This window comes from Amycolatopsis sp. NPDC004747 (assembly GCF_053601335.1).
Map to the genome: position 1 here is coordinate 23,904 of NZ_JBSGBQ010000013.1, position 23,264 is coordinate 47,167.

The 23,264-nt window shown below is 72.0% G+C and carries 21 protein-coding genes and 1 other RNA gene; 5 read left to right on the top strand and 17 right to left on the bottom strand.

What is annotated here, in order from left to right; all coding sequences use genetic code 11:
• The first annotated feature begins 17 nt into the window (after positions 1–17).
• Positions 18–893, top strand: coding sequence for a spermidine synthase (locus tag ACWEGE_RS21985; RefSeq protein WP_449662307.1), 876 nt, complete (start codon positions 18–20; stop codon positions 891–893).
• A gap of 18 nt (positions 894–911) precedes the next feature.
• Here the strand turns inward: ACWEGE_RS21985 and ffs are convergent.
• The 11 genes from ffs to ACWEGE_RS22040 form a co-directional block, all read right to left on the bottom strand.
• Positions 912–1,006, bottom strand: an RNA gene (gene ffs, locus ACWEGE_RS21990) — signal recognition particle sRNA small type.
• 21 nt (positions 1,007–1,027) lie between these two features.
• Positions 1,028–1,627, bottom strand: a complete 600-nt coding sequence (locus ACWEGE_RS21995; protein WP_206789419.1) for a GTP-binding protein — start codon at positions 1,625–1,627, stop codon at positions 1,028–1,030.
• The gene (locus ACWEGE_RS22000; protein WP_449662508.1) at positions 1,605–1,958 is read right to left on the bottom strand and encodes a DUF742 domain-containing protein; all 354 of its coding nucleotides are present in this window, start codon (positions 1,956–1,958) and stop codon (positions 1,605–1,607) included. The genes ACWEGE_RS21995 and ACWEGE_RS22000 overlap by 23 nt, the downstream gene beginning before the upstream one ends.
• A complete protein-coding gene (locus tag ACWEGE_RS22005) occupies positions 1,958–2,392 on the bottom strand; it encodes a roadblock/LC7 domain-containing protein (RefSeq protein WP_003061341.1) in 435 nt (144 codons plus the stop codon). Before ACWEGE_RS22005 ends, ACWEGE_RS22000 begins: the two co-directional genes overlap by 1 nt.
• Positions 2,389–5,220, bottom strand: coding sequence for a nitrate- and nitrite sensing domain-containing protein (locus tag ACWEGE_RS22010; RefSeq protein ID WP_449662308.1), 2,832 nt, complete (start codon positions 5,218–5,220; stop codon positions 2,389–2,391). Before ACWEGE_RS22010 ends, ACWEGE_RS22005 begins: the two co-directional genes overlap by 4 nt.
• A 25-nt stretch (positions 5,221–5,245) precedes the next feature.
• Complete coding sequence (locus ACWEGE_RS22015) at positions 5,246–6,034, bottom strand: ABC transporter ATP-binding protein (protein ID WP_449662309.1); 789 nt, start codon at positions 6,032–6,034, stop codon at positions 5,246–5,248.
• The gene (locus tag ACWEGE_RS22020) at positions 6,031–6,981 is read right to left on the bottom strand and encodes an ABC transporter permease (RefSeq protein WP_449662310.1); all 951 of its coding nucleotides are present in this window, start codon (positions 6,979–6,981) and stop codon (positions 6,031–6,033) included. Before ACWEGE_RS22020 ends, ACWEGE_RS22015 begins: the two co-directional genes overlap by 4 nt.
• Positions 6,978–7,991 carry an ABC transporter substrate-binding protein gene (locus ACWEGE_RS22025; RefSeq protein WP_449662311.1) on the bottom strand — a complete coding sequence of 338 codons (1,014 nt, stop codon included), beginning with the start codon at positions 7,989–7,991 and terminating at the stop codon, positions 6,978–6,980. The genes ACWEGE_RS22020 and ACWEGE_RS22025 overlap by 4 nt, the downstream gene beginning before the upstream one ends.
• Before the next feature lie 655 nt (positions 7,992–8,646).
• Entirely contained in the window at positions 8,647–10,542 is a 1,896-nt protein-coding gene (locus ACWEGE_RS22030) for a glycosyltransferase family 39 protein (RefSeq protein WP_449662312.1), read from the bottom strand.
• Positions 10,543–10,623: 81 nt separating this feature from the next.
• Positions 10,624–12,129 carry a sensor histidine kinase gene (locus tag ACWEGE_RS22035; protein WP_449662313.1) on the bottom strand — a complete coding sequence of 502 codons (1,506 nt, stop codon included), beginning with the start codon at positions 12,127–12,129 and terminating at the stop codon, positions 10,624–10,626.
• Complete coding sequence (locus ACWEGE_RS22040) at positions 12,107–12,856, bottom strand: response regulator transcription factor (RefSeq protein WP_449662314.1); 750 nt, start codon at positions 12,854–12,856, stop codon at positions 12,107–12,109. The genes ACWEGE_RS22035 and ACWEGE_RS22040 overlap by 23 nt, the downstream gene beginning before the upstream one ends.
• Positions 12,857–13,036: 180 nt before the next feature.
• Here ACWEGE_RS22040 and ACWEGE_RS22045 point away from each other — a divergent pair, with 180 nt between their 5' ends.
• Entirely contained in the window at positions 13,037–13,645 is a 609-nt protein-coding gene (locus tag ACWEGE_RS22045) for a hypothetical protein (protein WP_449662315.1), read from the top strand.
• A 79-nt stretch (positions 13,646–13,724) separates the two neighbouring features.
• Here ACWEGE_RS22045 and ACWEGE_RS22050 read toward each other — a convergent pair whose 3' ends face one another.
• Both ACWEGE_RS22050 and ACWEGE_RS22055 read right to left on the bottom strand, forming a co-directional pair.
• Positions 13,725–14,381, bottom strand: a complete 657-nt coding sequence (locus ACWEGE_RS22050; protein WP_449662316.1) for a response regulator — start codon at positions 14,379–14,381, stop codon at positions 13,725–13,727.
• Positions 14,378–15,532, bottom strand: coding sequence for a sensor histidine kinase (locus ACWEGE_RS22055; RefSeq protein WP_449662317.1), 1,155 nt, complete (start codon positions 15,530–15,532; stop codon positions 14,378–14,380). Before ACWEGE_RS22055 ends, ACWEGE_RS22050 begins: the two co-directional genes overlap by 4 nt.
• Positions 15,533–15,594: 62 nt before the next feature.
• On the opposite strand from ACWEGE_RS22055, the gene ACWEGE_RS22060 reads away from it, so the two are divergent.
• Positions 15,595–15,792, top strand: coding sequence for a hypothetical protein (locus tag ACWEGE_RS22060; RefSeq protein ID WP_449662318.1), 198 nt, complete (start codon positions 15,595–15,597; stop codon positions 15,790–15,792).
• On the opposite strand, the gene ACWEGE_RS22065 is transcribed toward ACWEGE_RS22060, so the two are convergent.
• A complete protein-coding gene (locus ACWEGE_RS22065; RefSeq protein ID WP_449662319.1) occupies positions 15,782–16,228 on the bottom strand; it encodes a nitroreductase family deazaflavin-dependent oxidoreductase in 447 nt (148 codons plus the stop codon). The two genes, ACWEGE_RS22060 and ACWEGE_RS22065, sit on opposite strands and share 11 nt — an antisense overlap.
• A gap of 127 nt (positions 16,229–16,355) precedes the next feature.
• Here ACWEGE_RS22065 and ACWEGE_RS22070 point away from each other — a divergent pair, with 127 nt between their 5' ends.
• Both ACWEGE_RS22070 and ACWEGE_RS22075 read left to right on the top strand, forming a co-directional pair.
• Positions 16,356–17,027, top strand: a complete 672-nt coding sequence (locus tag ACWEGE_RS22070) for a TetR/AcrR family transcriptional regulator (protein ID WP_449662320.1) — start codon at positions 16,356–16,358, stop codon at positions 17,025–17,027.
• Positions 17,028–17,064: 37 nt separating this feature from the next.
• Positions 17,065–18,588, top strand: a complete 1,524-nt coding sequence (locus ACWEGE_RS22075; protein WP_449662321.1) for a 3-hydroxyacyl-CoA dehydrogenase — start codon at positions 17,065–17,067, stop codon at positions 18,586–18,588.
• 6 nt (positions 18,589–18,594) lie between these two features.
• On the opposite strand, the gene ACWEGE_RS22080 is transcribed toward ACWEGE_RS22075, so the two are convergent.
• The 3 genes from ACWEGE_RS22080 to ACWEGE_RS22090 all read right to left on the bottom strand — a co-directional run bounded on the left by ACWEGE_RS22080 (position 18,595) and on the right by ACWEGE_RS22090 (position 23,047).
• Positions 18,595–19,179 carry a L,D-transpeptidase gene (locus tag ACWEGE_RS22080; protein ID WP_449662322.1) on the bottom strand — a complete coding sequence of 195 codons (585 nt, stop codon included), beginning with the start codon at positions 19,177–19,179 and terminating at the stop codon, positions 18,595–18,597.
• Between the two features lie 96 nt (positions 19,180–19,275).
• Entirely contained in the window at positions 19,276–22,257 is a 2,982-nt protein-coding gene (locus tag ACWEGE_RS22085) for a PQQ-dependent sugar dehydrogenase (RefSeq protein ID WP_449662323.1), read from the bottom strand.
• A 112-nt stretch (positions 22,258–22,369) separates the two neighbouring features.
• On the bottom strand, positions 22,370–23,047 hold the full coding sequence (locus ACWEGE_RS22090; protein WP_449662324.1) for a L,D-transpeptidase: 678 nt from the start codon (positions 23,045–23,047) through the stop codon (positions 22,370–22,372).
• Between the last annotated feature and the right edge of the window lie 217 nt (positions 23,048–23,264).

Genomic DNA, 23,264 nt, shown 5'->3' on the forward strand with positions numbered 1-23,264 from the left:
TCGCGGCCGTGGTCGGAATGTTTCCGATAACCTCGGATTTCGTGAGCCGAACGCGGAAGACCGATCCGCAGCCCGGGCGGTACCCCGTGCGGTTCGGCACGGCGGAGCTGGTCCGCGACGCCGACCGCGGCAACGCCTGGCTGGTGTCGGTGGACGGCGTCGCGCAGTCGTACGTCGACCTCGACGACCCCGCGCACCTGGAATTCGACTACGTCCGGCGGTTCGGGGACGTGGTGGACCGGTTGCCGCCCGGTCCGCTGGACGCGCTCCACGTCGGCGGGGCGGCGTGCACGCTGCCGCGGTACGTCGCGGCGGTGCGGCCGGGCTCGCGGCAGCTGGTGTTCGACGCCGACGGCGAGCTGGTGGAGCTGGTCCGCGCGCAGCTGGGGCTGCGGGTGCCGGGCCTGCGCGTCCGGGTGACCGACGGCCGCGAAGGCCTCGCGACGCGCCGGGACGATTCGGCGGACCTCGTGGTGGTCGACGCCTTCGAACGAGCCACGCTGGCCGGCGGCCTGGCGACGCTGGAGGCGACGACGGCGATCGCGGGCATCCTGCGCGCCCCCGGGGTGTACCTGGCGAACATCACCGACGGCTCGGGTCTGCCGTTCGCCCGCCGGTTCCTGGCGACGCTGCTCGAGGTGTTCCCGGAGGTGCTGCTGCTGGCGGACCCGGGGGTGCTGCGCGGCCGCCGGTTCGGCAACCTGGTGCTGGCCGCCTCGGCGAGCGCGCTCCCGGCGGCGGAGATCGCCCGCCGGACGGCCTCGGCGGCGTTCCCGGCGCGCTGCCTGCACGGCGCGGAGCTGCGGAAACTGGCCGGGAAGGCGGCCCCGATCACGGATGCGGACGCCCCGCCGCCCCCGAACCCGCCGGACGACGTGCTGGGGCTGTTCTGAGACCCTGAGGCACCCAAAAAAAGGGGACCCCGCGCACCCGCCAGAGCCTGCTTATCCTTGCTGCCTTCCGGCCCTGGGGAGGTTCACAGGGTGGACGCCGCGCGGGGTCCGTGGATCAGTGTAGCGAAGGCCGCTCAGGCACCCGCGCCCGCCTGGGCCCTGGCCCGCTTGAAGGTGTTGTGCAGCACGGCCAGCAGCGCGTCCCGCACCGACAGCTTCTGCCGGGCGTCGAACGTGATCAGCGGGACGTCGTCGCTCACCGCCAAGGCCCACCGCACGTCCTCGAGGTTGTGCCCCAGCGAGCCGTCGAACATGTTCACCGCCACCACGAACGGCAGGCCCGCGTTCTCGAAGTAGTCGACCGCCGGGTAGCAGTCGTCCATGCGGCGGGTGTCGACGATGACCAGCGCGCCCAGCGCGCCGTGGACCAGGTCCTGCCACATGAAGCCGAAGCGGTCCTGGCCCGGCGTGCCGAACAGGTACAGCTTCACCTCTTCGTCGATCGTGATGCAGCCGAAGTCCAGCGCCACCGTCGTCGTGGTCTTGGCCGGGACGTGGCCCGTGCTGTCCACGGCCGCCGCCACGGACGTGATCGCCGCCTCGGTCGTCAGCGGCTTGATCTCCGAGATGGACGACACCGCCGTCGTCTTGCCGACGCCGAAGCCGCCCGCGATGACGATCTTGACCGGGGCCGGGGGCCGGGCGCCCGGTTCAGTGAATGGCTTCGAGTCCACGAATGACCCTTTCGATCATGCCGAGGTCGTGCTTGTTGTGGGTGCCCGGCCGCCGCACGACGACGTAACCCAGTTCGGCGAGGTCGGCCACCAGCACCCTGGCCACGCCGATGTGCAGGCCGAGCATGGCGGCCACCTCGGCGACCGACATCGTGCTCCGGCAGAGGGAAACGATTTCCTGGCGTTCGAACGTGAGCTTCGGGTGCGACGCCGCGCCGAGGCGGGACGTCATGACCTGCGCCTCGATCTCGAGGCTCTGGTCGACCGGCTGGGCCCGCCCCGAGGTCATCAGGTACGGCCGCAGCAGCGAGATGTCCGGCTCTTCGGACATCACGACCCCACGGTGTTCTTGAGCTCCTCGATCAACCCGGGTGTCAGGACCTCGGTGGCGCGGTTGGCGAACATCGCCATTTCGTAGGCGATGGTCCCGAGGCTGGCCTGCTTGTTGGCCAGCACGCCGAGCGAGCACCCGATGCTGATCGTGCAGACGAGCAGGTAGCCGTGCTCGAGCTCGATGATCACCTTGTCCGGCGAGCCGAGCGGGTGGCTTTCGGAGACGCCGTGGGCGAGGCCGAGCATGGCCGAGGAGATCGCGGCGAGGCGGTCGGCGTTGGAGCGCTCGAGCTCCGTCGACATCGCGATCAGCAGGCCGTCGGCCGAGACCGCGATGGCGGCTATCGCGCCCGCGGTGTGCTGCGCGAAGCGGCTCACCAGCCAGTTGAAGTTCTGGGCTTCGACACTGACGCCAGGTGCGGGGATGCTCATTTCCTGCTCTCTTCTCCTCGTTCCATCACACGACCGGCGACCACGCCTTGGGGCGGGCTGTCTGCCGTAACGTCCTCCGCCTTGGCGAGGCCGGCGGAGAACGCGTCGAACGCCGCTCGTTCGGCGGCCGGGTCCCGCTTGGTGCGGTTGACGACGGCGCGGGCGAGCGGCCGCCCCGCCGGCTGCTGACGCAGGCCGGGGGCGAGCTGGGCACCGGGGACGCGGCGGACCAGGCCGTCGCGTGCCTGCGCGGCGGCCGTGAACGGGGCCGTGGGCACCGGTGATGCGCGGACCGGGAGGGGTGACGCGGGTTCGGTCACGCCGGTGGGCGACGCGGGCGGCAGGTCGGCCGTCAGCGCGCTGACCTCGGCGGCCTTCGGGAAGGAAGCGGTGGACGGCGGGCCGGCTTCGGCGGCCTTCGCGAAGGCGCTCGCGAAGCCGTCCATCGCGGCCTTGGTCGCTTCCGGGTCGTGCCGTGGCTTGGTCTCGGCCGCCGGTGCGGACGTCCCCGGGCTGGGCAGCTGGGCGCCGCGGACCCGGCGGCGCAGACCACCACGGGACTCCGAAGACGCCGAAGCGGCAACGGACTCCGAAGAAGACAGAGCGGACGCGGCGACCACCTCCGGCTCGGGCGCTTCGGCGGGCTTGGCGTCGGGTTCGGCGTCCGGCCACACCGGTTCCAGTTCGCGGAACCAGCGGAAGCCGTTGCCGGGGCCGAGCAGCGCCGGGATCGCCGGCGCCGGCAGTCCGGCGGGCCGGTCGCGTTCGGGCGCCGGCGGCCGGAAGTCGTCCAAAGCGGACAGATCGGCCGGGGTGGCCGAGGTGGCCGGTGCGGCGTGCCGGGGCGGCGACGCGATCGGCGGCGCGGCCTGCGCCGGGATCGCGGGCGCCTGCTCGGTCTTCGGCCGCAGCGCGGTGCGGTGGCTGAACAGCGACGCCGGGATGGTCAGCCGCGCGGTCACGCCGCCGGTGGTCGGCGTCGCGAGCAGTTCGACGCCCAGCTCGTGGCGCCGCGCCAGGCGGCCGACCACGAACAGGCCGAGCACGCTGGTCGGCGCGAGCTCCAGGCGTTCGCGCTCGACGAGCCGCTGGTTCTCCTCGGCCAGCTTCTCCGCGGTCATGCCGATGCCGTGGTCGACGATGCTCACCAGCAGCGCGCCGTCGGCCAGCTGCATGGTGTCCACCTCGACCATCGAGCCCGGCGGCGAGAACGACGTCGCGTTCTCGAGCAGCTCGGCGAAGACGAGCACCAGGTCGGCACCGAGGGCCGACGACAGCAGGACTTCGGCGACGACACCGAGCTTGACGCGCTGGTAGTCCTCGATCTCGGCGAGCGCCGAGCGCAGCGCCGTGGACAGCTCGATCGGGCCGGCGATCCGGGTTTCGTCCCGGGTGCCGGACACCACGAGCAGGTTGTCGGCGTTCCGGCGCAGGCGGGTGGAGAGGTGGTCGAGCCGGTAGAGGCTGGCCAGCAGCCGCGTGTCCTGCTCGTTGCGCTCGACCTCGTCGATCAGGGCGAGCTGGCGGCCGACGAGGTTCTGCGTGCGCTTCGCGACGTTCGCGAACATCAGGCTCGTGTTGCGCCGGGTGAGCGCCTGGCGTTCGACCAGCTCGGCCGCGGTGGTCTGGACCCGGTTGAACGCGGCGGCCAGCTTGCCCAGCTCGTCTTCGGAGACGACGTCGATGGTGGCCAGGCGCGGGACCTGCTCCTCGGCCTCTTCGGTGTCGGTCACGCGGACGAGCTCGGTACCGGCGAGGTCGGCGACCGACGTCGCGGCGGTGGTCAGCTGGCGCAGCGGGCCGGCGATCGAGCGGGACACCGCGACGGCGAGGAAGGCGACCAGCAGGAACAGCGCGCCCGCGCCGAGGCCGACCGTCCAGGCCAGCTGTGTCGCGTTGTCGGCGCGTTCGGTCGCGGAGTCGGTGATCTCGCTGATCGCCTTCTCCTGCACGAGCTTGCGCTGGCCCGCGTGGGAGTCCGCCGCGGTGAGCACGTCGGCGACGTACTTCGTGGTGGCCGCCGCGTCACGGGGCTTCTCGACCTCGGCGGCGAGCTCGTCGACACGACGGCCGGCGTCGCTCTGCTCGACCCGGACCACGAGGGCGGAGCGGTTGGCATCGTCACCGTCGTCGCCCTGCTTGACGAACCGGTCGACGAAGATCGGGGCCTGCTGGGTCGCGTCGTCCAGGATGGGCCGTCCGGCCGCCGGCGACAGCGCGGTCACGATGAGGGCCATCGCGCGCAGCGAGTTCTCCTCGTTCGCCCGCAGCAGCGCGTCCAGCGCGGTCAGCTCTCGTGCGCCTTCGGCGTCACTGGTGAGCTGCGGGACCAGGCGCAGGGAGTCGATCACCGCGTCGATCACGGCGTTGTAGGTACGGGCGACGCTGTCGAGCGCGACACCGCGGCGGGCGGCGTTCTGCCGGAGCTCGGCGAGCGAGCCGATCCGGGTCAGCGCCGCGGAAAGCTCGTCGGGAGCGTCGTCGCCGAGGGATCCGCGGACCTCGGCGACCGTCTGGTCGACCACCTTCTGCTGCTGGACCATCTGGTCGGGGCTCGCCGACGGCGTCGCCACGAACGCGCCCGTCAGCAGCCGCTCGCGCTGCAGCTGCCACATCAGCCCGCCGAGCTGCTGGGCGTGCCGCGCCACGGCGGCCGACTGCGCCGCCGCACCGGCGCTGCCGGCCTGCGTCAGCACGAACGGCACCGACACCAGCACCACCGCGACCAGCGGGGGCAGGAGCAGCAGGTTCAGCTTGCCGCGAATCCCGAGCCGGGCGAGAAACCCGCCGCCGCCGGCCCGTTTCGCGGTCGGCCTGCCGTGTCTCATCCCGCGACCTTCCCGTCTTCCGTTCTCACTCGACCGCGGCCACCCGGCTCACGTGGCCCCGGTGCTGCTCCCGGACCAGGTCCTCGATCCGGGCGCGCAGCGCGAGGAACCGCGGTTCGCGCTTCACCGCCAGGTCGCGTTCGGCGGGCAGCGCCACCTCGACGTCGGCGGCGATCCGGCCCGGGTCGGAGGCGAGCACCACCACCCGGCCGCCGAGGAAAACCGCTTCCTCGACGTCGTGGGTGACCATCAGCACCGTCGTGCCGGTGTCGGCCCACACCTGGCGGATGAGCACCTGCATGTCCTCTTTGGTCTGGACGTCCAAGGCGCCGAAGGGTTCGTCGAGCAGCAGGACTTCCGGCTCGCAAGCCAGGGCGCGGGCGATCGCGACCCGCTGCTTCTGGCCGCCGGAAAGCTGTTTCGGCAGCGACTTGCGCACGGCGTCGAGACCGGTTTCGGCGAGGTACCAGTTCACCCGCTCGGCCCGCTCGGCCGGGTCGAGCGAAAGGAGCTCGAGTCCGAACGCGACGTTCTTCTCGACACTGCGCCACGGGTAGAGCGCGCCGGCCTGGAAGACGAGCCCGCGGTCAGGCCCCGGCCCGGTCACCGGCACGCCGTCGAGCGCGATCTCGCCCTCGGTCGGCCTGCTGAGCCCGGCGACCAGCGAAAGCAGCGTCGACTTGCCGGAGCCGCTCGCGCCGACGACGCAGACGAACTCGCCGCGCAGCACTTCGAGGTCGACGCCGTCGAGGGCGCGGGTGACCTTGCCGCGGACGGTGTAGTCCTTGGCGACGTTCCGCAGTTCCAGCGTCATGCCGCCCACTTCCCGACCCGCGTGCGCAGCAGGCGCAGCAGGACGTCGATGGCGAGCCCGGCGATCCCGATGACCACGAGCACCGCGAAGATCTTGTCGGTCTGCAGGAACCGCTGCGCCCGGACGATCCGGTACCCCAGCCCGGCCGAGGAGTTGATCAGCTCGGCGACGACCACGAAGTTCCACGCCGCGGCGGCGTTGACCCGGATCGCGTCGATCATGCCCGGCAGCGAGTGCGGCACGACGATCTTGCGCAGCACCTCGCCGCGGCGCGCGCCGAGGGTGTAGGAGACGTCGATGAGCGAGTTCGGCACGCCGCGGACGACGTCGGCGGTCATCAGGGTGTTGAAGAAGACCGTGCCGATGAAGAGGATGGCGATCTTCGACGGCTCGCCGAGGCCGAGCCAGATGATCAGCAGCGGGATGAACGCGCTCGCCGGCAGGTAGCGCAGCAGCCCGATCAGCGGCTCGAAGAACGCCTGCCCGGCGGTGAAGGTGCCCATCAGGATGCCGAGCGGCACGGAGACTCCCGCGGCGAGGCCGAAGCCCTCGAGCACCCGCAGGGTGGTGGTCCAGAGGTCGTCGAAGAGTTCACCGGTGCTCGCCATGTCGGCCCCGGCCTTCAGGACCGCGACCGGGGACGGCAGGAACGTCGAGTCGACGGACCCGCTGACGCTCAGCGCGATCCACGCGAGCAGCGGGATCGCGAACGACAGCGCCGCCAGCGTCCAGCGGGCCGCCGCGGAAATGGGCCTGCGCAAGGAGAACAGCGGTGAAGCGGTCGGCTTCAGCCCGGCCCGGCGGGGCAGCGGCGACCAGTCCGGTCGTCCGCCGGCCGCCCGGCCCGCCTCCTGCTGTTCGGCGAGCCGCTGCTCGGCTTCCTGCGCCTCGGCGGCCCGCGCCTCGGCCGTGCTCGCCGGGGTGGTGCGCTGGGTGGGACCGGTCACTGGGGCGCGGCCTTCACGAACTGGTCTTCGAACAGCCCGTCGAGGGAGGGCCGCTGCTGGGCGAGCCCGGTGCTGACGATGAAGTCGATGATCTTGTTCGCCTGGAAGTCGAGGTGCTGCGCGGTGACGCCCGGGGTGAACGCGTCGATGTTCTGCTGGCGCGTGAAGATCGTGGTGCCGGCGTCGTAGGTCTTGTAGTCCGCTTCGGACACGCCACCGCGCTTGGCCATGATCTTGACGGCCGCGTCCTTGTTGTTCTTGATCCAGGTCAGCGTCTCGAACCAGGTGTTGACCAGCGCCTGCACGTCCTTCGGGTGGTCCTTGACCAGCTTCTGCGACGTGACGAGGTGGTCCGGGATGGCGCCGGGGAACTCCGCCGACGAGGAGATCGCGCGGCTGCCCGGGCGCTCCAGCGCCGTCGAGGTGAACGGCGCGAACGCGGCGACCGCGTCGACCTGGCCGCTCTTGAACGCCGCGGCCGCGGCGTCGGTCGGGAGGTTGACGAGCTGGATGTCCTTTTCGGTCAGGTTCGCCGTCTGCAGCGCCAGCAGCAGCAGGTAGTGGTCGACCAGGCCCTGCTCGACGGCGACCTTCTTGCCCTTGAGGTCGGCGATGCTGGTGATCCCGTCCCGCGCGATGATCTTGTCGTTGCCGGTGGAGTTGTCGTTCACCAGCACGATCGACAGCTTGGCGCCGCCGGAGACCGACGACAGCGTGTCGTTGAGGGTCTGGCTGTTGGCGTCGATGGCCCCGCTGGAGAGGGCGTTGATGCTGTCGGTGTAGTTGTCGAAGTACTTGAGGTCGACGTTGACGCCGTTCTTGGTGAACAGGCCCTGTTCCTGCGCCACCTGCCACGGGAACCAGCCCGGCCAGGCGCTGAACCCGATGGTGATCTTGCTGCCGCTGCCGGAGGCGGAGCTGTCGCTGCACCCCGAGAGCGCGGTGACCCCGGCCAGGGTCAGCAGGGTCAGGAGCACCGTCAGCAGACGGGGGCGAGGACGGGAAATCACAACGAACTCCAGGTTGCGGGGGAAGTGGAGTGGTGCGGTGCCAAAAGGGGGAATCGGGGCGCTCAGGGGGCTACGGCTGGTGACGACGGGGAGGTCGATCGGTTCGAGCTGCGCTGCCGCGCACGGTCATCGCTGCTCACTTCCGCCGCACCTGATCGGGTCATCGCGAGAGAACGCGGACAGGAGGCGCCTACCACCAGTGAAATCCCAGCACTCAACGCACCGGATCAGCCACCCCTGTCCCTCTCCCGGCGGAGAGCCTAGCGACTAGCACAAGATCCCCACAACGTCCGGCCTTTGCATCCAAAAGAGTGACCACCACCCGGGTCAACCAGCGCAATGAGGGTTGTCCAAGATCACTTTGAAACGGGTTTCTGTCGGCCGACCGGCCAAAATTCCGCCGTGCGTGTGCACCGCGCATGTGCAAGCGCACGCCCTGAAGCCCCTGGTCGTTACCGCGAAAGCGGGGAGTGTCGAGATGATCACGCAGGGCGAGCCGATGGATCCGAACGGGCGTTCGGAATGACCCGGCCACGCTCCGGAAATTCGAACACCTGTCCGCCTTCGCCGATACCGCACCAGTCTGGATTACGCCGAACGATTCTCCGACTGTTAACACGCTTGAAACAATTCAACCGCCGTCGCGGAATTTCTATCAAACGACAGATTCAGCTAGGTCGTAAACGGTCGCGCTCCCGACCGTGCGTGCGGCGAAGTTCTGCTCGACCCAGGCCTGGATCTCCCCGGCGGTCCCGCGGCCGCCGCCGAAGCCGCCGCGGCCACCGGCGACGTAGTAGCGGATGTCGCCGTCGGCGACGTACTGCCGGAACTGCTCCAACGTCGGCGCCGGGTCGCTGCCGCTGAAGCCGCCGATCGCGAGCACCGGCCGTCCGCTCGCCAAGGCCAGGCCGGCCGACTGCATCGCACCGCTCTGCGCCGCCGCCCACTTCGTCGTCGTGCCCTTCAGCAGGTCGATCAGCGCGCTGTCGGTCTCCCGCGCCCCGAAGCCGCGCGAGCCGCCGCCGAAGCCGCGTCCACTCGCGACGGCCGGGCCGGACGACGGCGTCCCGCCGGAGTGCGCGGCCGCGGCCGTGGCCAGCGTGAAGGACGCCGTCCCGAGCAGCGCGCCGCACAGGCCGAGCACGGCCACGACCGGGCCGAGCCGCCGGAACCGGTCGGCACCGAACAGCAGCCCCGCGACGGCGGCGGCGCCGGAGACCAGGAGCGCGTAGCGCACCCACGGCTGCCACTCCGGCGTCCGGGCCAGGAGGACGAAGGCCCAGACCGCCGTCACCGCGAGCATGACGGCGAGCACCGCGCGCGCCGCGAAGTTCGCCCGGCCGCGCCAGAGCTCGCGCGCGGAGATCGCCAGCGTCGCCGCGGCCCCCGGGGCCAGTGCGACCGTGTAGTACGGGTGGATGATGCCGCTCATGTAGCTGAACACCAGCGCGGAGACCACCAGCCAGCCGCCCCACAGCAGCAGCGCCGCCCGTGTGCGGTCGGTGCGGGGCGCGCGGCGCGTGAACCACAGGCCGGCGGCCAGCCCGATGACCGCGGCCGGCAGCAGCCACGACGCTTCGCCGCCGAACTCGCCGGAGAACAACCGCGTCAAGCCGGCCTGGCCCCCGAAGCCACCGAAGCCGCCGCCCCGGCCGCCGGCGGGCAGCTCAACCCCGGCCGGCGGGGTGAACGCCCGGCCCCCGCCACCGCGCCCTTCGCCGAAGATCCGGCCGAGACCGTTGTAGCCGAAGGCCAGTTCGAGCACGGTGTTGTCGGTCGAGCCGCTGATGTAGGGCCGGGCCGAGGCCGGCCAGACGGCGACGGCCACGATCCACCACCCGGCGGAGACGACCACGGCTCCGGCCGCCGCACCCAGCTGGCCGGCCCGGCGCCCGAGCGACGTCGGCGCCGCGACGGCGTAGGCGAGCACGAACGCGGGCAGCACGAGGAAGGCCTGCAGCATCTTGTCGAGGAACCCGAACCCGATCGCGACGCCGGCGAGCACCAGCCACTTCGTGCTCGCGTGCTCCAGTGCCCGCACCACGCAGTAGCCGCCGGCGACGAGGAGGAGAACTAGGAAGGCGTCGGGGTTGTCGTAGCGGAACATCAGCGCGGCGACCGGTGTCAGCGCGAGCCCGGTCCCGGCCAGCAGCCCGGCGCCGGGTCCCGAAAGCCGCCGCACGGCGAGGTAGAGCAGGCCGACCGACGCGACCCCGGCGAGCGCGTTCGGCACGAGCAGGCTCCAGCTGGAGAAGCCGAAGAGCCGGCCGGACAACCCCATGATCCACAACGAAAACGGCGGTTTGTCGACGGTGACGACGTTGCCCGGATCGAGCGAACCGAAGAACAGCGCCTTCCAGCTCCACGTCCCGGCCTGCACGGCCATCGCGTAGAAGTCGTTGGCCCAGCCGGTTTTCGCCAGGTCCCACAGGTAGAGCAGGCCGGTCCCGAGCAGCAGGGCGGCGACGGAAGGCTTGACCCACCGGGGATCCCGGACGCGGGCGGGCGGCTGGGGCTGGGCGTGCTCGGGCGCCGTCAGCGTGGTCGTCATGAGGGTCACCGTGTCGGTGGCGCATGTGGTGAACTTGTGGCGAAGCTGTGCGCCGGCTGTGCATCGCCCCCGGACGGGTGATCACCGCGGCGGCGGCGCCTCCGGGAACGTGATTTCGAACTCCGTCCGCCCCGGCCGGCTCTGCACCCCGACCCGGCCGCCGTGCGCAGCGGCCACCGCGGCCACGATCGCCAGCCCCAGTCCGGTGCTCCCCGCCGCGCGGGAGCGGGAATTGTCGCCGCGGGCGAAGCGCTCGAAGATGTCCGGGAGGATCTCCGGCGGGATCCCCGGGCCGTCGTCGGCCACCCGGAGCCGGACGATTCCGTCCGAAGTGGACAACGCGGTCGTCACCGTGGTGCCCGGCGGGGTGTGCGTGCGCGCGTTGGCCAGCACGTTGATCACCACCTGGTGCAGCTGGCCCGCGTCGCCGAGGACGCCGATCGGCTCACCGGGCACGTCCATCAGCCACTTGTGGTCCGGGCCCGCCACGTGCGCGTCCGCGACCGCGTCGGCCACCAGCCGGCACAGGTCCACCCACTCGTGCACCACCGGGCGGCCCGAATCCAGCCGGGCGAGCAGCAGCAGGTCCTCCACCAGCGTCGTCATCCGGCGCGATTCGGACTCGACGCGGCTCATCGCGAACGCGACGTCGGGTGGCACCTGCTCACCCCCGCGGCGGGTCAGCTCCGCGTAGCCGCGGATCGCCGCCAGCGGGGTGCGCAGCTCGTGGCTGGCGTCCGCGACGAACTGGCGGACGCGGTTCTCGCTCGCGTGCCGCGCGGTCAGCGCGTTCGCGACGTGCTGCAGCATCCGGTTCAGCGCCGAGCCGACCTTGCCGACCTCGGTGTTCGGGTCGGTGTCGGCCTCCGGGACGCGCTCGGACAGCGCGACCTCGCCGCGGTCCAGCGGCAGCTCCGAGACGCGCGTCGCGGTCGCGGCCAGCCGGTCGAGCGGCTGCATCGTGCGGCGGATCGTCGCCGCGCCGAGCGCGCCCGCCACCACGATCCCGGCGAGCGCGACGCCGCCGAGGATGAACCCGAGCTGCCAGAGCGTCTCGTTGACGTCCCGCAGCGGCAGGCCGATGACCGTCTTCTCCCCGCGGGGCGACGTGGTCGAGACGACGCGGTACTCGCCGAGGGTGCCGCCGAGGTCGATGCTGCGGGCGCGGCCGTCGGCCGTGAGCCCGAGCAGCGCCTGCACCTGCTCCGCGGTGATCGGCTTGAGCGGCGGCTTCTTGCCCTGCCCGGAGCCTCCGGCAAAGTCCAGGACGCTGGCCCGGATCACCGGGCCGGTCACCGTGACCGCGAGCGTGCCGTCGCCCTGGCCGAGCACCCGCAACGGGTCGGGCGGCGGCGTGTCGCCGTACACCCACGGCGGGCGCTCGCCGGTGTGCTTGCCGCGTTCGCTCGCCGCGGCCAAGCGCTTGTCCTGCTGGCCGATGAGGAACTCGCTGAGCGCGAACTCCGTCACCACGCCGACGACCACGCACACCAGGGCGAGCAGCGCGGCGAGCTGGACGATCAGCCGTCGCCGCAGCGACCACGGCCGGCGGGCGCGCTTGGGTTCAGCCTGCGGGCTTGAGGACATACCCGGCGCCCCGCATGGTGTGGATCATCGGCTCGCGGTCGGCGTCGATCTTCTTGCGCAGGTAGGAGATGTAGAGCTCGACGATGTTGGCCTGGCCGCCGAAGTCGTAGCTCCAGACGCGGTCCAGGATCTGGGCCTTCGACAGCACCCGCTTCGGGTTGCGCATGAGGTAGCGCAGCAGCTCGAACTCCGTCGCGGTGAGCGGCACGAGGTCGCCGCCGCGGTGCACCTCGCGGCTGTCCTCGTCGAGGGTGAGGTCGCCGACGACCAGCGTCGACCCGCTCGCGCCGGTGACCCCGCCCGCCCGGCGCAGCAGCGCGCGCAGGCGCAGCGCCACCTCTTCGAGGCTGAACGGCTTGGTGACGTAGTCGTCGCCGCCGGCGGTGAGCCCGGCGATGCGGTCCTCGACCGCGTCCTTCGCCGTCAGGAACAGCACGGGCAGGTGCGGCGCCTCGGAGCGCATCCGGCGGAGGACCTCGAGACCGCTGAAGTCGGGGAGCATGACGTCGAGGACGACGGCGTCGGGGCGGAAGTCGCGCGCGACCCGGACGGCCTCGGTGCCGTCGCCCGCGCTGCGCACCTCCCAGCCCTCCATCCGCAGGGCCATCGACACGAGCTCGGCCAGCGTCGCCTCGTCGTCGACGACGAGGACCCGCACCGGGCTCCCGTCGGCGCGGCGCAGGTCGGCCTTGCCAGGGCCCGGTGACGTGGCGTTCATAGCGGTCATAGTGCCACCTTCCCGGCCCGGCGTCGGTGTTCGCTGTGCGGCCGCTGTGCGTTTCCTGTGAAGGTTCCCGCGATCGAGGCGGCTTTCGAGGCACAGCGCCCGCTGACGTTCCGCACAGCGCAAACACAGCCGCGGCGGCGAACCTGAAGGGGACCAGTGTGGGCACCACCGGAGGACACGATGACGACCGAGCCGATGCCGAACATCCAGCCCGAGGGCGCCAACTGGGGCGACCCGGCCCCGGCCGCGCCGAAGAAGGGCTGGTCCGGCAAGAAGACGGCGATCGCGGCGGGCATCGCCGTGGTGATCGCGGCGGGCGGCGGCGCGGCGATCTGGGCGGGCACGAGCAACGCCGACAATTCCGCGCAGGGCCCCGGCGGCTTCGGCGGCCCGGGCGGTGGCCCCGGCGGCGGCCAGTTCCGCGGCCAGGGCCCCGGCGGTGGCTTCGGCGGCGGGATGGCGGCGCTGCGCGAGGCCCTCCACGGCGACTTCGTGGTGGCCGACAGCAGCGGCGGCTACACGACCGAGCGCCTGCAGACGGGCGACGTGACGGAGCTGAGCGCGACGTCGGTGACGCTGACCAGCAAGGACGGCTACAAGCAGACCTACGCGCTCGACTCCTCGACCCAGAAGACGGGCGACGTGAAGACGGGCGACACGAACGTGACGGTGGTGGCCAAGGTCGACGGCCAGACGGCCACGGCGACCTCCCTCGGCAAGGGCTTCGAGCCGGGCCAGCGCCAGCCGGGCCAGCGCCGAGGCGGCTACTCGGCCCGCCCGACGAGCTGACCCCAGCGCCCCTCAGTCAGGGAACGTCCCGGGTGCCGCGCCCCCTCACGCGGCACCCGGGGCGTTCCCGTTCGCCGGATCAGGCCTCCGGCACGAGCTTGTGGCGGTAGGCGTAGACGACGGCGTGCACCCGGTCGGGCAGCCCGAGCTTGCCGAGCACGCGCGACACGTGCGTCTTGACCGTCTCCTCGCCGACGTGCAGCTTCCGCGCGATTTCGGCGTTGCTGCAGGCGCCGGCGAGCAGCAGCAGCACCTCGCGTTCGCGGGAGGTCAGCCGGCCCAGCTCCGGGGGTTCGGCGGCCGCCGGTTCGAGGACCGCCGCGAACTTCGCCACCAGCCGCCGCGTCACCGAAGGGTCGATCAGCGCGTCCCCGCGCGCCGCCACCCGCATCGCCGCGACCAGCTCCTCCGGTGCCAGGCTCTTCAGCAGGAACCCGCTCGCGCCCGCCCGCAGCGCGCGGTAGACGTACTCGTCGGCGTCGTAGGTGGTCAGCACGAGGACGCGGGTGTCGTTGCCCGGCGCGGCCAGGATCGCCTCGGTGGCGGCGAGGCCGTCGAGGCGGGGCATCCGGACGTCGAGGACCGCGACGTCCGGGCGCAGACGGGCGGTCTCGGCGACGGCTTCGCGGCCGTCGGACGCCTCGCCGACGCAGGTGAAGTCGGGCTGGGTGTCGAGCAGCGCGCGCATCCCGGACCGGAACATCGCGTGGTCGTCGGCCAGCAGGACGCGGATCATGTGCTCTCCACCGGGAAGGTCGTGCGCAGCTGCCAGAGCCCGCCGGTCTCGCCGTAGGAGACCCGGCCCCCGAACAGGGTGACGCGCTGGCGGATGCCGGCCAGGCCGCGGTGCGCGTGCTCGTTTTCTTCGCGGCGACCGGCGCGCAGGCCGTTCGTCACCGACAGCACGATTTCGGTGCGGCCGTGGTTCAGCTCGACTTCGACCGGGCCCTCGCCGTGGCGCAGGGCGTTGGTCAGGGCCTCCTGGGCGATCCGGTAGAGCGCGATGTCCAGTGAGCCCGGCAGTTCGCGGGGCTCGCCGCCCAGCGTCAGCCGGGTCGGCAGGCCGGCCGCGCGGACGGTCTCGACCAGCTCGTCGAGGTTGTCCAGACCGGGTTGTTCGGCGTGGGTTTCGGCGTGCAGGAGGTCGAGCAGCCGGCGCAGGTCGGCCATCGCCGAGCGGCTGGCCGACTCGACGGCGCCGAGCGACCTGCGCGCCGGCCCGGCACCCTCGGGGAGGCCGAGCCGGGCGGCGCCGGCGTGCACGCCGATGGCGCTGACGTGGTGGGAGATGACGTCGTGCAGGTCGCGCGCGATGGTGGTGCGCTCCTCGAGGACGGCCCGCTTGACGGCTTCTTCTTCGTGCTGGCGGCGTTCGTCGGCCGCCCGCTCGAGATCGGCGATGTAGGCGCGCCGGGCGGTCGTGTACCGGCCGACCAGCCACGGCAGGAGCGCGGAGACGCCGACGTTGATGCCGATCAGCCGCCAGTCGTTCGCGACCCGGCCGCCGCCTTCGAGACAGCCGGCGGTGACGCCGAGCAGCAGGGCACCGAGCGCGAGCACGGCGGGCCGCGTCCGCAGCCAGGCCCCGGCCCGGTAGCCGGCGATGAGGATCCCGGCGTTGTTGCCGGTGACGTACCCCTGGCAGGTGCAGAGGAGCAGCGGCGCGCCGGCGAAGAGAACGGCATGGGCGAGCGCGACCCACCCGGAGTACCGCGCGGCCCCGGCGAGCGCGGCGTTGACGGCGACGCCCGCGAACAGCACGACCCAGGCCCGCCACCCGGCTTCGGGAAAGGGACCGCGCAGGCCGAAGAGGGCGGCGTCGCAGACCACGCAGACGAGCGCGACCAGCAGCGACTGCCGTCTCAGCGACCCCCGGATGTCCTGCACAACGCCACTGTGCCCTAACCACGACCGCGGCGGCGACGTCCCTGCCTGCTTAGACTGGGCTCATGAAGCGGTGGATCACCCTGGCGGCGGGGGTCGTGCTCGTGCTCGTCGGCGCCGTCTGGGTGCTGCAGGGCATCGGCGTCATCACCGGCAGCTTCATGACCGGGCAGAAGCTGTGGTTCCTCATCGGGCTCGCCGCGTTCCTGGTCGGCGTGGTGCTGGTCGCGGCGAACCTCACCCGGCGCAAACCTACTTCGTGAAGATCTCGAAGATCGGGTAGCCCGGCGCGATCTCGCGCAGCTTCTCGTCCGAGGCCTTGGCGTCGACGCCGTCGAAGAACACGCCGACCTCGAACTTCCAGCGCTTGAGGTAGGCGCGCAGGATGCCCGGCTTCTCGTCGTCGGCCAGCTCGCGGAAGGTGAACGTCTCGACGCGGCGCCCGACGCGCAGCGTGCCCTGGCCCGCCGCCCGCAGGTTGCGCACCCACTGCGTCTCGCCGCGCGGGGCGACCAGGTAGCGGACGCCGTCGACGGTCAGCAGGTTCACCGGCACCGAGCGCGGCTCGCCGCTCTTGCGGCCGACGACGGTCAGCACCCGGCTGCCCCAGACGCTCACGCCCAGCTTGGTCAGCTTCGCGACCAGCTCGTTGAACGCGTTGGTCGACTTCTTCGGCTCGATGTAGCGGGCGGCGGTCATGGTGTCCTCCGAAAGTTTGGGAGAGCAGTGCTCTCGGTTAAGAGCAGTGAACACCAGAGCGCTGCACCCTGTCAAGAGCACTGCTCTCAGTTTTGTGCGCCGCTCTCGTCGTGGCACACTGATCCGCATGACCGCCACCCGAACCGCCCGCGAACGCGCCCGCGCCGAACTGACCCAGGAGATCAAGGACGAGGCCCGCCGCCAGCTCGCCGAGGTCGGCGCGCACGGCCTTTCCCTGCGCGCGGTGGCCCGGGAGCTGGGCATGGTGTCGTCCGCGATCTACCGGTACTTCCCGAGCCGCGACCGGCTGCTCACCGACCTGATCGTCGACGCCTACAACGCCATCGGCGAAGCGGCCGAGCGGGCGGACCCGGGCACCGGCGCCCCCCGCGACCGCTGGGTGGCGATCTGGCTGGGCACCCGCGACTGGGCCCGCGCGCACCCCCACGAGTACGCGCTGATCTACGGCTCGCCGATCCCCGGCTACGCGGCGCCGCAGGACACCGTCGTGCCGGCCGCCCGCGTCGCGCTCGCCCTCGTCGAGGTCCTCACGTCCGCCGAGCTGCGGGACGTCGAGGGCGAAGTCCCGCCCGAGCTGCGCACCCAGGCCGAGACGCTCACGCAGGTCCTCGGGATCGTCGCGAGCCCCGAAACCGTGGCCCGGCTGCTCATGGCTTGGACCCAGCTGTTCGGCACGATCAGCTTCGACCTGTTCGGCCAGTACGTCGGCAGCGTCGACCCGGCCGACGCGTTCTTCGCCCACTCGGCGAGGCGGATGGCGGAGTTCGCCGGGCTCTAGGCTGAGGCGGAGTCCAACGGCGGAAGGCGGGCACGACGTGACGGGGTGGGCCGGGAAGGTCGGCAGGATCCGGGTGATCGGCACCGGGGTGATGGGCCGCGGGATCGTCCAGCTGGCCGCGACCGCGGGGGTGACCGTCGAGCTGGCCGACGTCCGGCGCGAAGCCGTCACCGAGGCGATCGAGTACGTCGGCGGGATGGTCGACAAGCTCGCCGCCAAGGGCAAGCTCACCGGCGAACCGCAGGCGGTGAAGGACAGGCTGGTCGCCGTGGCCGCCCCGGACGCGCCCGCCGACGGCGTCGACCTCGTGGTCGAAGCCGTCCGGGAGGACCTCGCGACGAAACGCGCCCTGTTCGCGGGGCTCGAGCGCGTCTGTCCACAGGAGACGATCTTCGCGACGAACACGAGCTCGCTGTCGGTCACCGAGATCGCCGCCGAGCTGGCCGACCCCGGGCGGCTCGTCGGCCTGCACTTCTTCAACCCGGTGCCGCTGATGCGGCTGGTCGAGGTGGTCCCGGGCGCGCGCACGCACGACTGGCTCCCCGGCCAGGCGCTCGAGCTGGTCCGGAGCTGGGGCCACGAGCCGGTGCTGGCCAAGGACGCCCCCGGGTTCCTGGTCAACCACGCCGGCCGCGGCCTGAACACCGAGGCGCTGCAGATCCTCGCCGAGGCGCTGGCCGAGCCTGCCGACGTCGACCGCATCGCCCGGGACGTGCTCGGTCTGAAGCTCGGCCCGTTCGAGCTGCTCGACCTCACCGGCCTCGACGTCTCGCACGCCGTGCTCGAAAGCATCTGGAGCGGCTTCCACGGCGACCCGCGGCTGCGGCCGTCGTGGCTGACCCGCCCGCGCGTGGCCGCCGGCTTGTTCGGGCGCAAGAACGGCGAGGGCTTCTACTCCTACGCCGACGGCAAGCAGCAGGTCGCCGACGAACCCGCCGCCCCGCCGAAGCCGGCGAGCCCGGTGTTCACCGCGGACGACCACCTCGCCCGTGCGCTGTCGTCCGCGGGCGTGCAGGTGGTGTCCGACGCCTACCCGGACGCGATCCTGCTCGTGCCGCTCTACGGGGAATCCACAGTGGACGCCGCGACCCGGGCCGGGCTGCCGCTGGACCGCGTCGCCGGCGTCGACCCGCTCGGTGGCTACGAACGCCGGCTGACGCTGTCCGTCCACCCCGGACTCGACCCGGCGGTGGGCCGCGCCGCGTGGGGCGCGCTGGCCGCGACCGGCCACCCGGTGACCGTCGTCCGCGACGGGCCCGCCCCGATCGCCCAGCGCCTGCTGGCCTCGATCGTCAACACGGCGTGCTTCATCGCGGGCCAGCACCTGGCCACCCCGCCGGACATCGACACGGCGGTCCGCCTCGGCCTTGGCTACCCGCGCGGCCCGCTGGCCTGGGGCGACCTCGTCGGCGGCGACGTGGTGCTGCGCATCCTGCACGGCCTCACCGCGGCCACCGGCGACCCCCGCTACCGGCCGAGCCCCTGGCTCACCGAGCGCGTCGCACTCGGCCTGCCGCTGACGGCGGCCGGGACGACCCCGGCCGACCTGCGCACGTCCTGACCGGGCTCACCGGACCACCTGGACCTCATCGCCCTTGTCCAGGGTGGTGAAGAACTTCAGCGACGCCGGGCCCGAGAGGTGCACGCAGCCGGCCGAGTACCTGCCGAGGCTGCCCTCGTGGAACGCGATGCCACCGGGGGCGAAGAACACCGAGTTCGGCATCTCCGCGCCGTCGAACTCGGTGCTGAGGTGCATCTTTTCCTTGTACTGCACGTGAAAGGTGCCCACCGGGGTCGGCTCTTCCTTCTTGCCGGGCAGCATCTTCACCGGGCCGTACACGATCTTGCCTTCGTCGAGCAGCCAAGCCTGCTTGCCCGAAAGCGACACACACGCCCTCGCGGAGATCTTGCACGGAACCCCCGCCGCCATCACGGGCTTCGGCGGAGCCGCCTTGGTCGTGGCCGGCGCGCTCTTGGTCGTGGCCGGAGCCGAGGTCTCCGAAGGCGGCGCCGGCGCGGCGGCCGTCGACGGAGACGACGACGGCGTGCCTGCCGCCAGCCGGACGTCCGTGGTCCCGCCCGCCGAGCAGGCGGTCAGCACGGCCCCGGCAGCCAAAGTGGACAGAGCAACGAGAACACGTCGCACGCGCATGTGATCCCCCAGAACTTCGTGTTACCTGCTTTCTGCCACCCAAGACGCGCGGTGGTGGCCGGAGGTTGAGCGGGCGGAAAAAATCTTCGTGGCGGGTCACCAGCGGCGGTCGCGGGGCCCGGCGGAGCCGTAGGTGATGTAGCCGCCCTCGAAGTCGCTGCGGTACACCCCGTTCGCCACGTACTCGTCGGACCTCGGGTAGCGCAGGTAGGAGTACTCCCAGCCGAGGGCCGCCCACCGCTTCCGGATCTCGCCCTTCACCACGTGGGCGCCCGTGGTCCACGTGTAGTAGATCGAGCCGCCGGCGGTGAAGTGGTTGTACCGGCCGCGGCCGTCCGGCGTGCCGAGCTCGTCGGTCGCCGGGTACCCGAGACCGCGTTCGTAGTCGAGCGCCGCCCACTTCTTCCGGATCTCCCCGAAAATCGCGTGCGCACCCGTCCACGGCGTGTAATAGACCGACCCCACCGTGCCGTCCTTGACGAAGTGGTTGTACCGAGCCACCCCATCCGGCGTCCCCAGCTCATCGGTCGTGGGATACCCCACCCCGCGCTCGTAATCCAGCTCCGCCCACTTCTTCCGGATCTCCCCGAAAATCGCGTGCGCACCCGTCCACGGCGTGTAATAAATCGACCCCACCGTGCCGTCCTTGACGAAGTGGTTGTACCGAGCCACCCCATCCGGCGTCCCCAGCTCGTCAGTCGTCGGATACCCCACCCCGCGCTCGTAATCCAGCTCCGCCCACTTCTTCCGGATCTCCCCGAAGATCAGGTGCGCGCCGGTCGCCGGGGTGTAGTAGATCGAACCCACGGTGCCGTTGATGAGGGAGTGGTTGTACTGGGCCACCCCGTCCGGCGTCGTCAGCGTGTCGGTCGACGGCGGGCCGAGCAGCGTGTGCCCGTTGTAGGCGAGGTACTTGTCCAGCACCGGGCCGGTGATGTACCGGGTGCCGGTGTCGGCGCTCCAGTACATCCGGCCGTTCGCGTACGCCCGGTGGTGCACCGGTCCGTCGGTGAGCTCGGCCGCCACCGGCGCGCCGAGCGTCGCCCGCACCGCCGCGTCGGCGTCGTAGCGCTGGTCGATCGGGGTCGCGTAGTTCGCCGTCAGCGTCAGGTCGGTCGGGCCGGCGGTGACGATCCAGGTCGGGTCGGCCGGGCCGCCCTGCCAGCCGGAAAACTTCGAGGCACCGTCGGTGGCCAGCGGCGCGGCCTCGACGTCGAAGGAGGCTCCCTCGGTCACCATGGCCGAACTGGCCCCGCCCGCCACCGGGATGCCCAGCGCCGCGGGTTGCGTGCCGCGCAGCGTGATCCGGTGCCGGCGCGGCATCGCCGTGTACGTCTTGGCCGTGGACACGCCCGCGCTGTCGGTCACCGTCGCGGTGAACTCCACCCGGGAGTCCGGGTGCCCGGTGAAGGCCTGCGAGAAGCTCGCCCCGGTCCCGCCGATGCCCGGGTGCGAGTGGCACGTCGTTTCGCTCGGGCAGTGCCGCACCGCCGTGGTCCAGGTGACCGGCAGGGCGCCGTCCTCGGCGTCGGTCGCGGTGGCGCGCACGGTGACCGGCTGGTTCACGGCGAACGTCGTGGTCCCGGGCGAGGTCAGCGTGAGCACCGGCGTGTGGTTGCCGGGCGCGACCGCGACGGCGGTTTCGCCGCTGAGCCCGAGCGGGTCCCGCACCCGGAGCTTCGCGGTGAACGACGTGGGGCCCGCCGGGTAGGCGTGCGAAACCTCGGGACCGGCGTCGGTGGCGGTGGTCCCGTCCCCGAAGTCCCAGTCGTACCTGAGAACGTCGTTGTCGTAGTCGACCGACGCCGTGCCGTCGAACGAAACCGTGCGCGTGTCCGGGTTCGCCGACGTCGTCGCCTTGGCCACCGGAGCGGTGTTGCCGTCGGCGTAGCTCAGGCGGCGCAGGTTGCCGGACAGGATGTCGGCGTAGACGATGTCGCCGTTCGGCGCCGCCGCGAACTTCACCGGGCCGCCGATGCCGGTGAAGACCGGCGGGTTCTCCGGAGCCTGCGTGAGCCTTCCCTGGTCGTCGTACCGCAGCGTCCAGATCCGGTTCGCCACGTAGTCGCCGAAGAAGTACGAGCCGCGGTAGGCCGCCGGGTAGCTGGTTCCACTGTAGACAATCCCGCCGGTGACGCTGTTGCCCGTCATCACCCCGTCGCCGTGCGGGAGCTCGAACAGCGGCGGCTGGTTCGGCACGCCGGCACAGCCCCCGAGCCCGCTGTAGCCCGGTGTCTGGTGGTTGCCCTCCCAGCACGGCCAGCCCTGGTTGGCGCCGCGCTGGACGACGTCGAGCTCTTCCCAGCCGCCCCAGCCGACGTCGCCGGCGACCGGCAGGCCGAGGCTCGGGTCGATGCTGAAGCGGAACGGGTTGCGGAACCCGCGCGCGAACACCTTGCTCGCGGTCGAGCCCGGGTCGGCCGCGTCGAAGTACGGGTTCCCGGGCACGCCCCGGCCGTCGGCGGTCAGGTGGAGGATCTTGCCGTAGGGCTGGTTGACGTCCTGGGCGCGCAGCGCACCCGGGTCCGTCATCCGGTAGTCGGCGTCGTCGCCGACGGACAGCCACAGCGTCCCGTCCGCCGCGGTGACGACGGTGTCGATCCCGTGGACGTTGTAGGTGGCCGGCGCCTCGAACACGGTCCGCTCACCGGTCAGGCCGGCCGGGGCGCCCGCCGCGTCGGCGGTCACGGTGAACCGCGAAAGCCGCATGACGAACCCGCCGGCGGTGTCGATCGACCGCGTCAGGTAGACGGCCCGCGATGCCGCGTAGTCCGGCGCCACGGCCAGCCCGACGAGGCCGAGGTCCCCGTCGGCGTGGACCGGCAGCGTGGCGATGGTCCGGCCGGTGCCGCCGGCCGGCAGCCAGCGGACGCGGCCGTCCTTGCCGGTGGCGAGGACGGAGGTGTCCGGCAGGTACGCGAAGTCGGTGAGCTGGTACGGCCCCAGGCCGGAGTCGGTGTCCCGGAGCACGAACCCGGGCGGGAGCGTCGCCGCCGTCGCCACTCCGGTGGCGATCACGGGCAGCAACGTCCCGGCGAGGACCGTCGTCAGCAGCAGGCGAAGCGTCCGAAAGGCCATCTGGCCCCCCTTCCCTTGCGATCATTTGTCGCGGGAGAAGGGGGGCCAGTTGCAGCGATCGGGATTACTTGATCTTAATGTGACCTACACCACGTGACGGAAAGTAGTGAAATTACGGGACGACCTGCACGACGTCGCCGACGTGCAGCGTGTTGAAGAACTTGAGGGACGCGCCCGCCGACAGGTGGATGCAGCCGTGCGAGTACACCGAGAGGCTGCCCGTGTGGAAGGCGTCGCCGGGGTAGAAGAAGACCGAGTTCGGCATCGGCGCGTTGTCGAACTGCTTCGACAGGTGCATCTTCTCCTTGGAGAGGACGTGGAACGTGCCGGTCGGGGTCTCGTAGCCCTTGCGGCCCGGCAGCATCGGCACCGGGCCGTAGACGACCTTGCCGCCCTGCAGCAGCCACGCCTTGTGCGCGGAGATGTCGACGCAGGCGGCGGTGCCCGCCGCCGCGGCCGCGGCGGCGCACGGGACGCCCGGGTCCGGCGCGGGGGCCGGTGCGGGCTTCGGCGCCGGCTTGGGCTTCGGCTTGGCCGAGGTGCTGGTCGGCGCCGGCTTCGTGGACGCCGGGGTGGGCGTGGCCGACGACGTCGGGGCCGGCGTCGCCGAAGTGCTGGCCGGCGTGGTGCTGGTCGGCGCGGTGCTGGAGGTCGTCGGCGTCCCGCCGCCGGTCCCCGCCGCGACCGCCCCGCCGCCGGCGTTCGTGCCACCGGCCGAGCCCCCGCCGGAGCACGCGGCCAGCACGAACGCGGTGGCCAGCGCGGCCGCTCCCGCGAGAAGCCTTTTCACGATCCGGTACCCCCAGCTGTTTCGATCATCGCCTTCGGACACCGGTAAAGACGGCGTTCACCCGGTCGAGGTTCGTCGGCGAAGGTCACGATTTGGACAGCTGCACGTCAACCCGGGGGTGGAGACCGGAATCCACCCGGCCCCGGCCCGTGGGCCGACGAAACCGCGCCGCCGGTCGCCGACGCTGGGGAGACCGTCCGCAACCAGGGGAGTTTCC

Excerpts from the sequence above, each read along its gene's own strand:
- ACWEGE_RS22005 (WP_003061341.1), bottom strand. The coding sequence starts at position 2,392 with ATGAGCATCCCCGCACCTGGCGTCAGTGTCGAAGCCCAGAACTTCAAC.
- ACWEGE_RS22085 (WP_449662323.1), bottom strand. The coding sequence starts at position 22,257 with ATGGCCTTTCGGACGCTTCGCCTGCTGCTGACGACGGTCCTCGCCGGG.
- ACWEGE_RS22070 (WP_449662320.1), top strand. The coding sequence starts at position 16,356 with ATGACCGCCACCCGAACCGCCCGCGAACGCGCCCGCGCCGAACTGACC.
- ACWEGE_RS22050 (WP_449662316.1), bottom strand. The coding sequence starts at position 14,381 with ATGATCCGCGTCCTGCTGGCCGACGACCACGCGATGTTCCGGTCCGGG.
- ACWEGE_RS22040 (WP_449662314.1), bottom strand. The coding sequence starts at position 12,856 with ATGACCGCTATGAACGCCACGTCACCGGGCCCTGGCAAGGCCGACCTG.
- ACWEGE_RS21985 (WP_449662307.1), top strand. The coding sequence starts at position 18 with ATGTTTCCGATAACCTCGGATTTCGTGAGCCGAACGCGGAAGACCGAT.
- ACWEGE_RS22035 (WP_449662313.1), bottom strand. The coding sequence starts at position 12,129 with ATGTCCTCAAGCCCGCAGGCTGAACCCAAGCGCGCCCGCCGGCCGTGG.
- ACWEGE_RS22010 (WP_449662308.1), bottom strand. The coding sequence starts at position 5,220 with ATGAGACACGGCAGGCCGACCGCGAAACGGGCCGGCGGCGGCGGGTTT.
- ACWEGE_RS22030 (WP_449662312.1), bottom strand. The coding sequence starts at position 10,542 with ATGACGACCACGCTGACGGCGCCCGAGCACGCCCAGCCCCAGCCGCCC.
- ACWEGE_RS22045 (WP_449662315.1), top strand. The coding sequence starts at position 13,037 with ATGACGACCGAGCCGATGCCGAACATCCAGCCCGAGGGCGCCAACTGG.
- ACWEGE_RS22080 (WP_449662322.1), bottom strand. The coding sequence starts at position 19,179 with ATGCGCGTGCGACGTGTTCTCGTTGCTCTGTCCACTTTGGCTGCCGGG.
- ACWEGE_RS22065 (WP_449662319.1), bottom strand. The coding sequence starts at position 16,228 with ATGACCGCCGCCCGCTACATCGAGCCGAAGAAGTCGACCAACGCGTTC.
- ACWEGE_RS22060 (WP_449662318.1), top strand. The coding sequence starts at position 15,595 with ATGAAGCGGTGGATCACCCTGGCGGCGGGGGTCGTGCTCGTGCTCGTC.
- ACWEGE_RS22015 (WP_449662309.1), bottom strand. The coding sequence starts at position 6,034 with ATGACGCTGGAACTGCGGAACGTCGCCAAGGACTACACCGTCCGCGGC.
- ACWEGE_RS22000 (WP_449662508.1), bottom strand. The coding sequence starts at position 1,958 with ATGTCCGAAGAGCCGGACATCTCGCTGCTGCGGCCGTACCTGATGACC.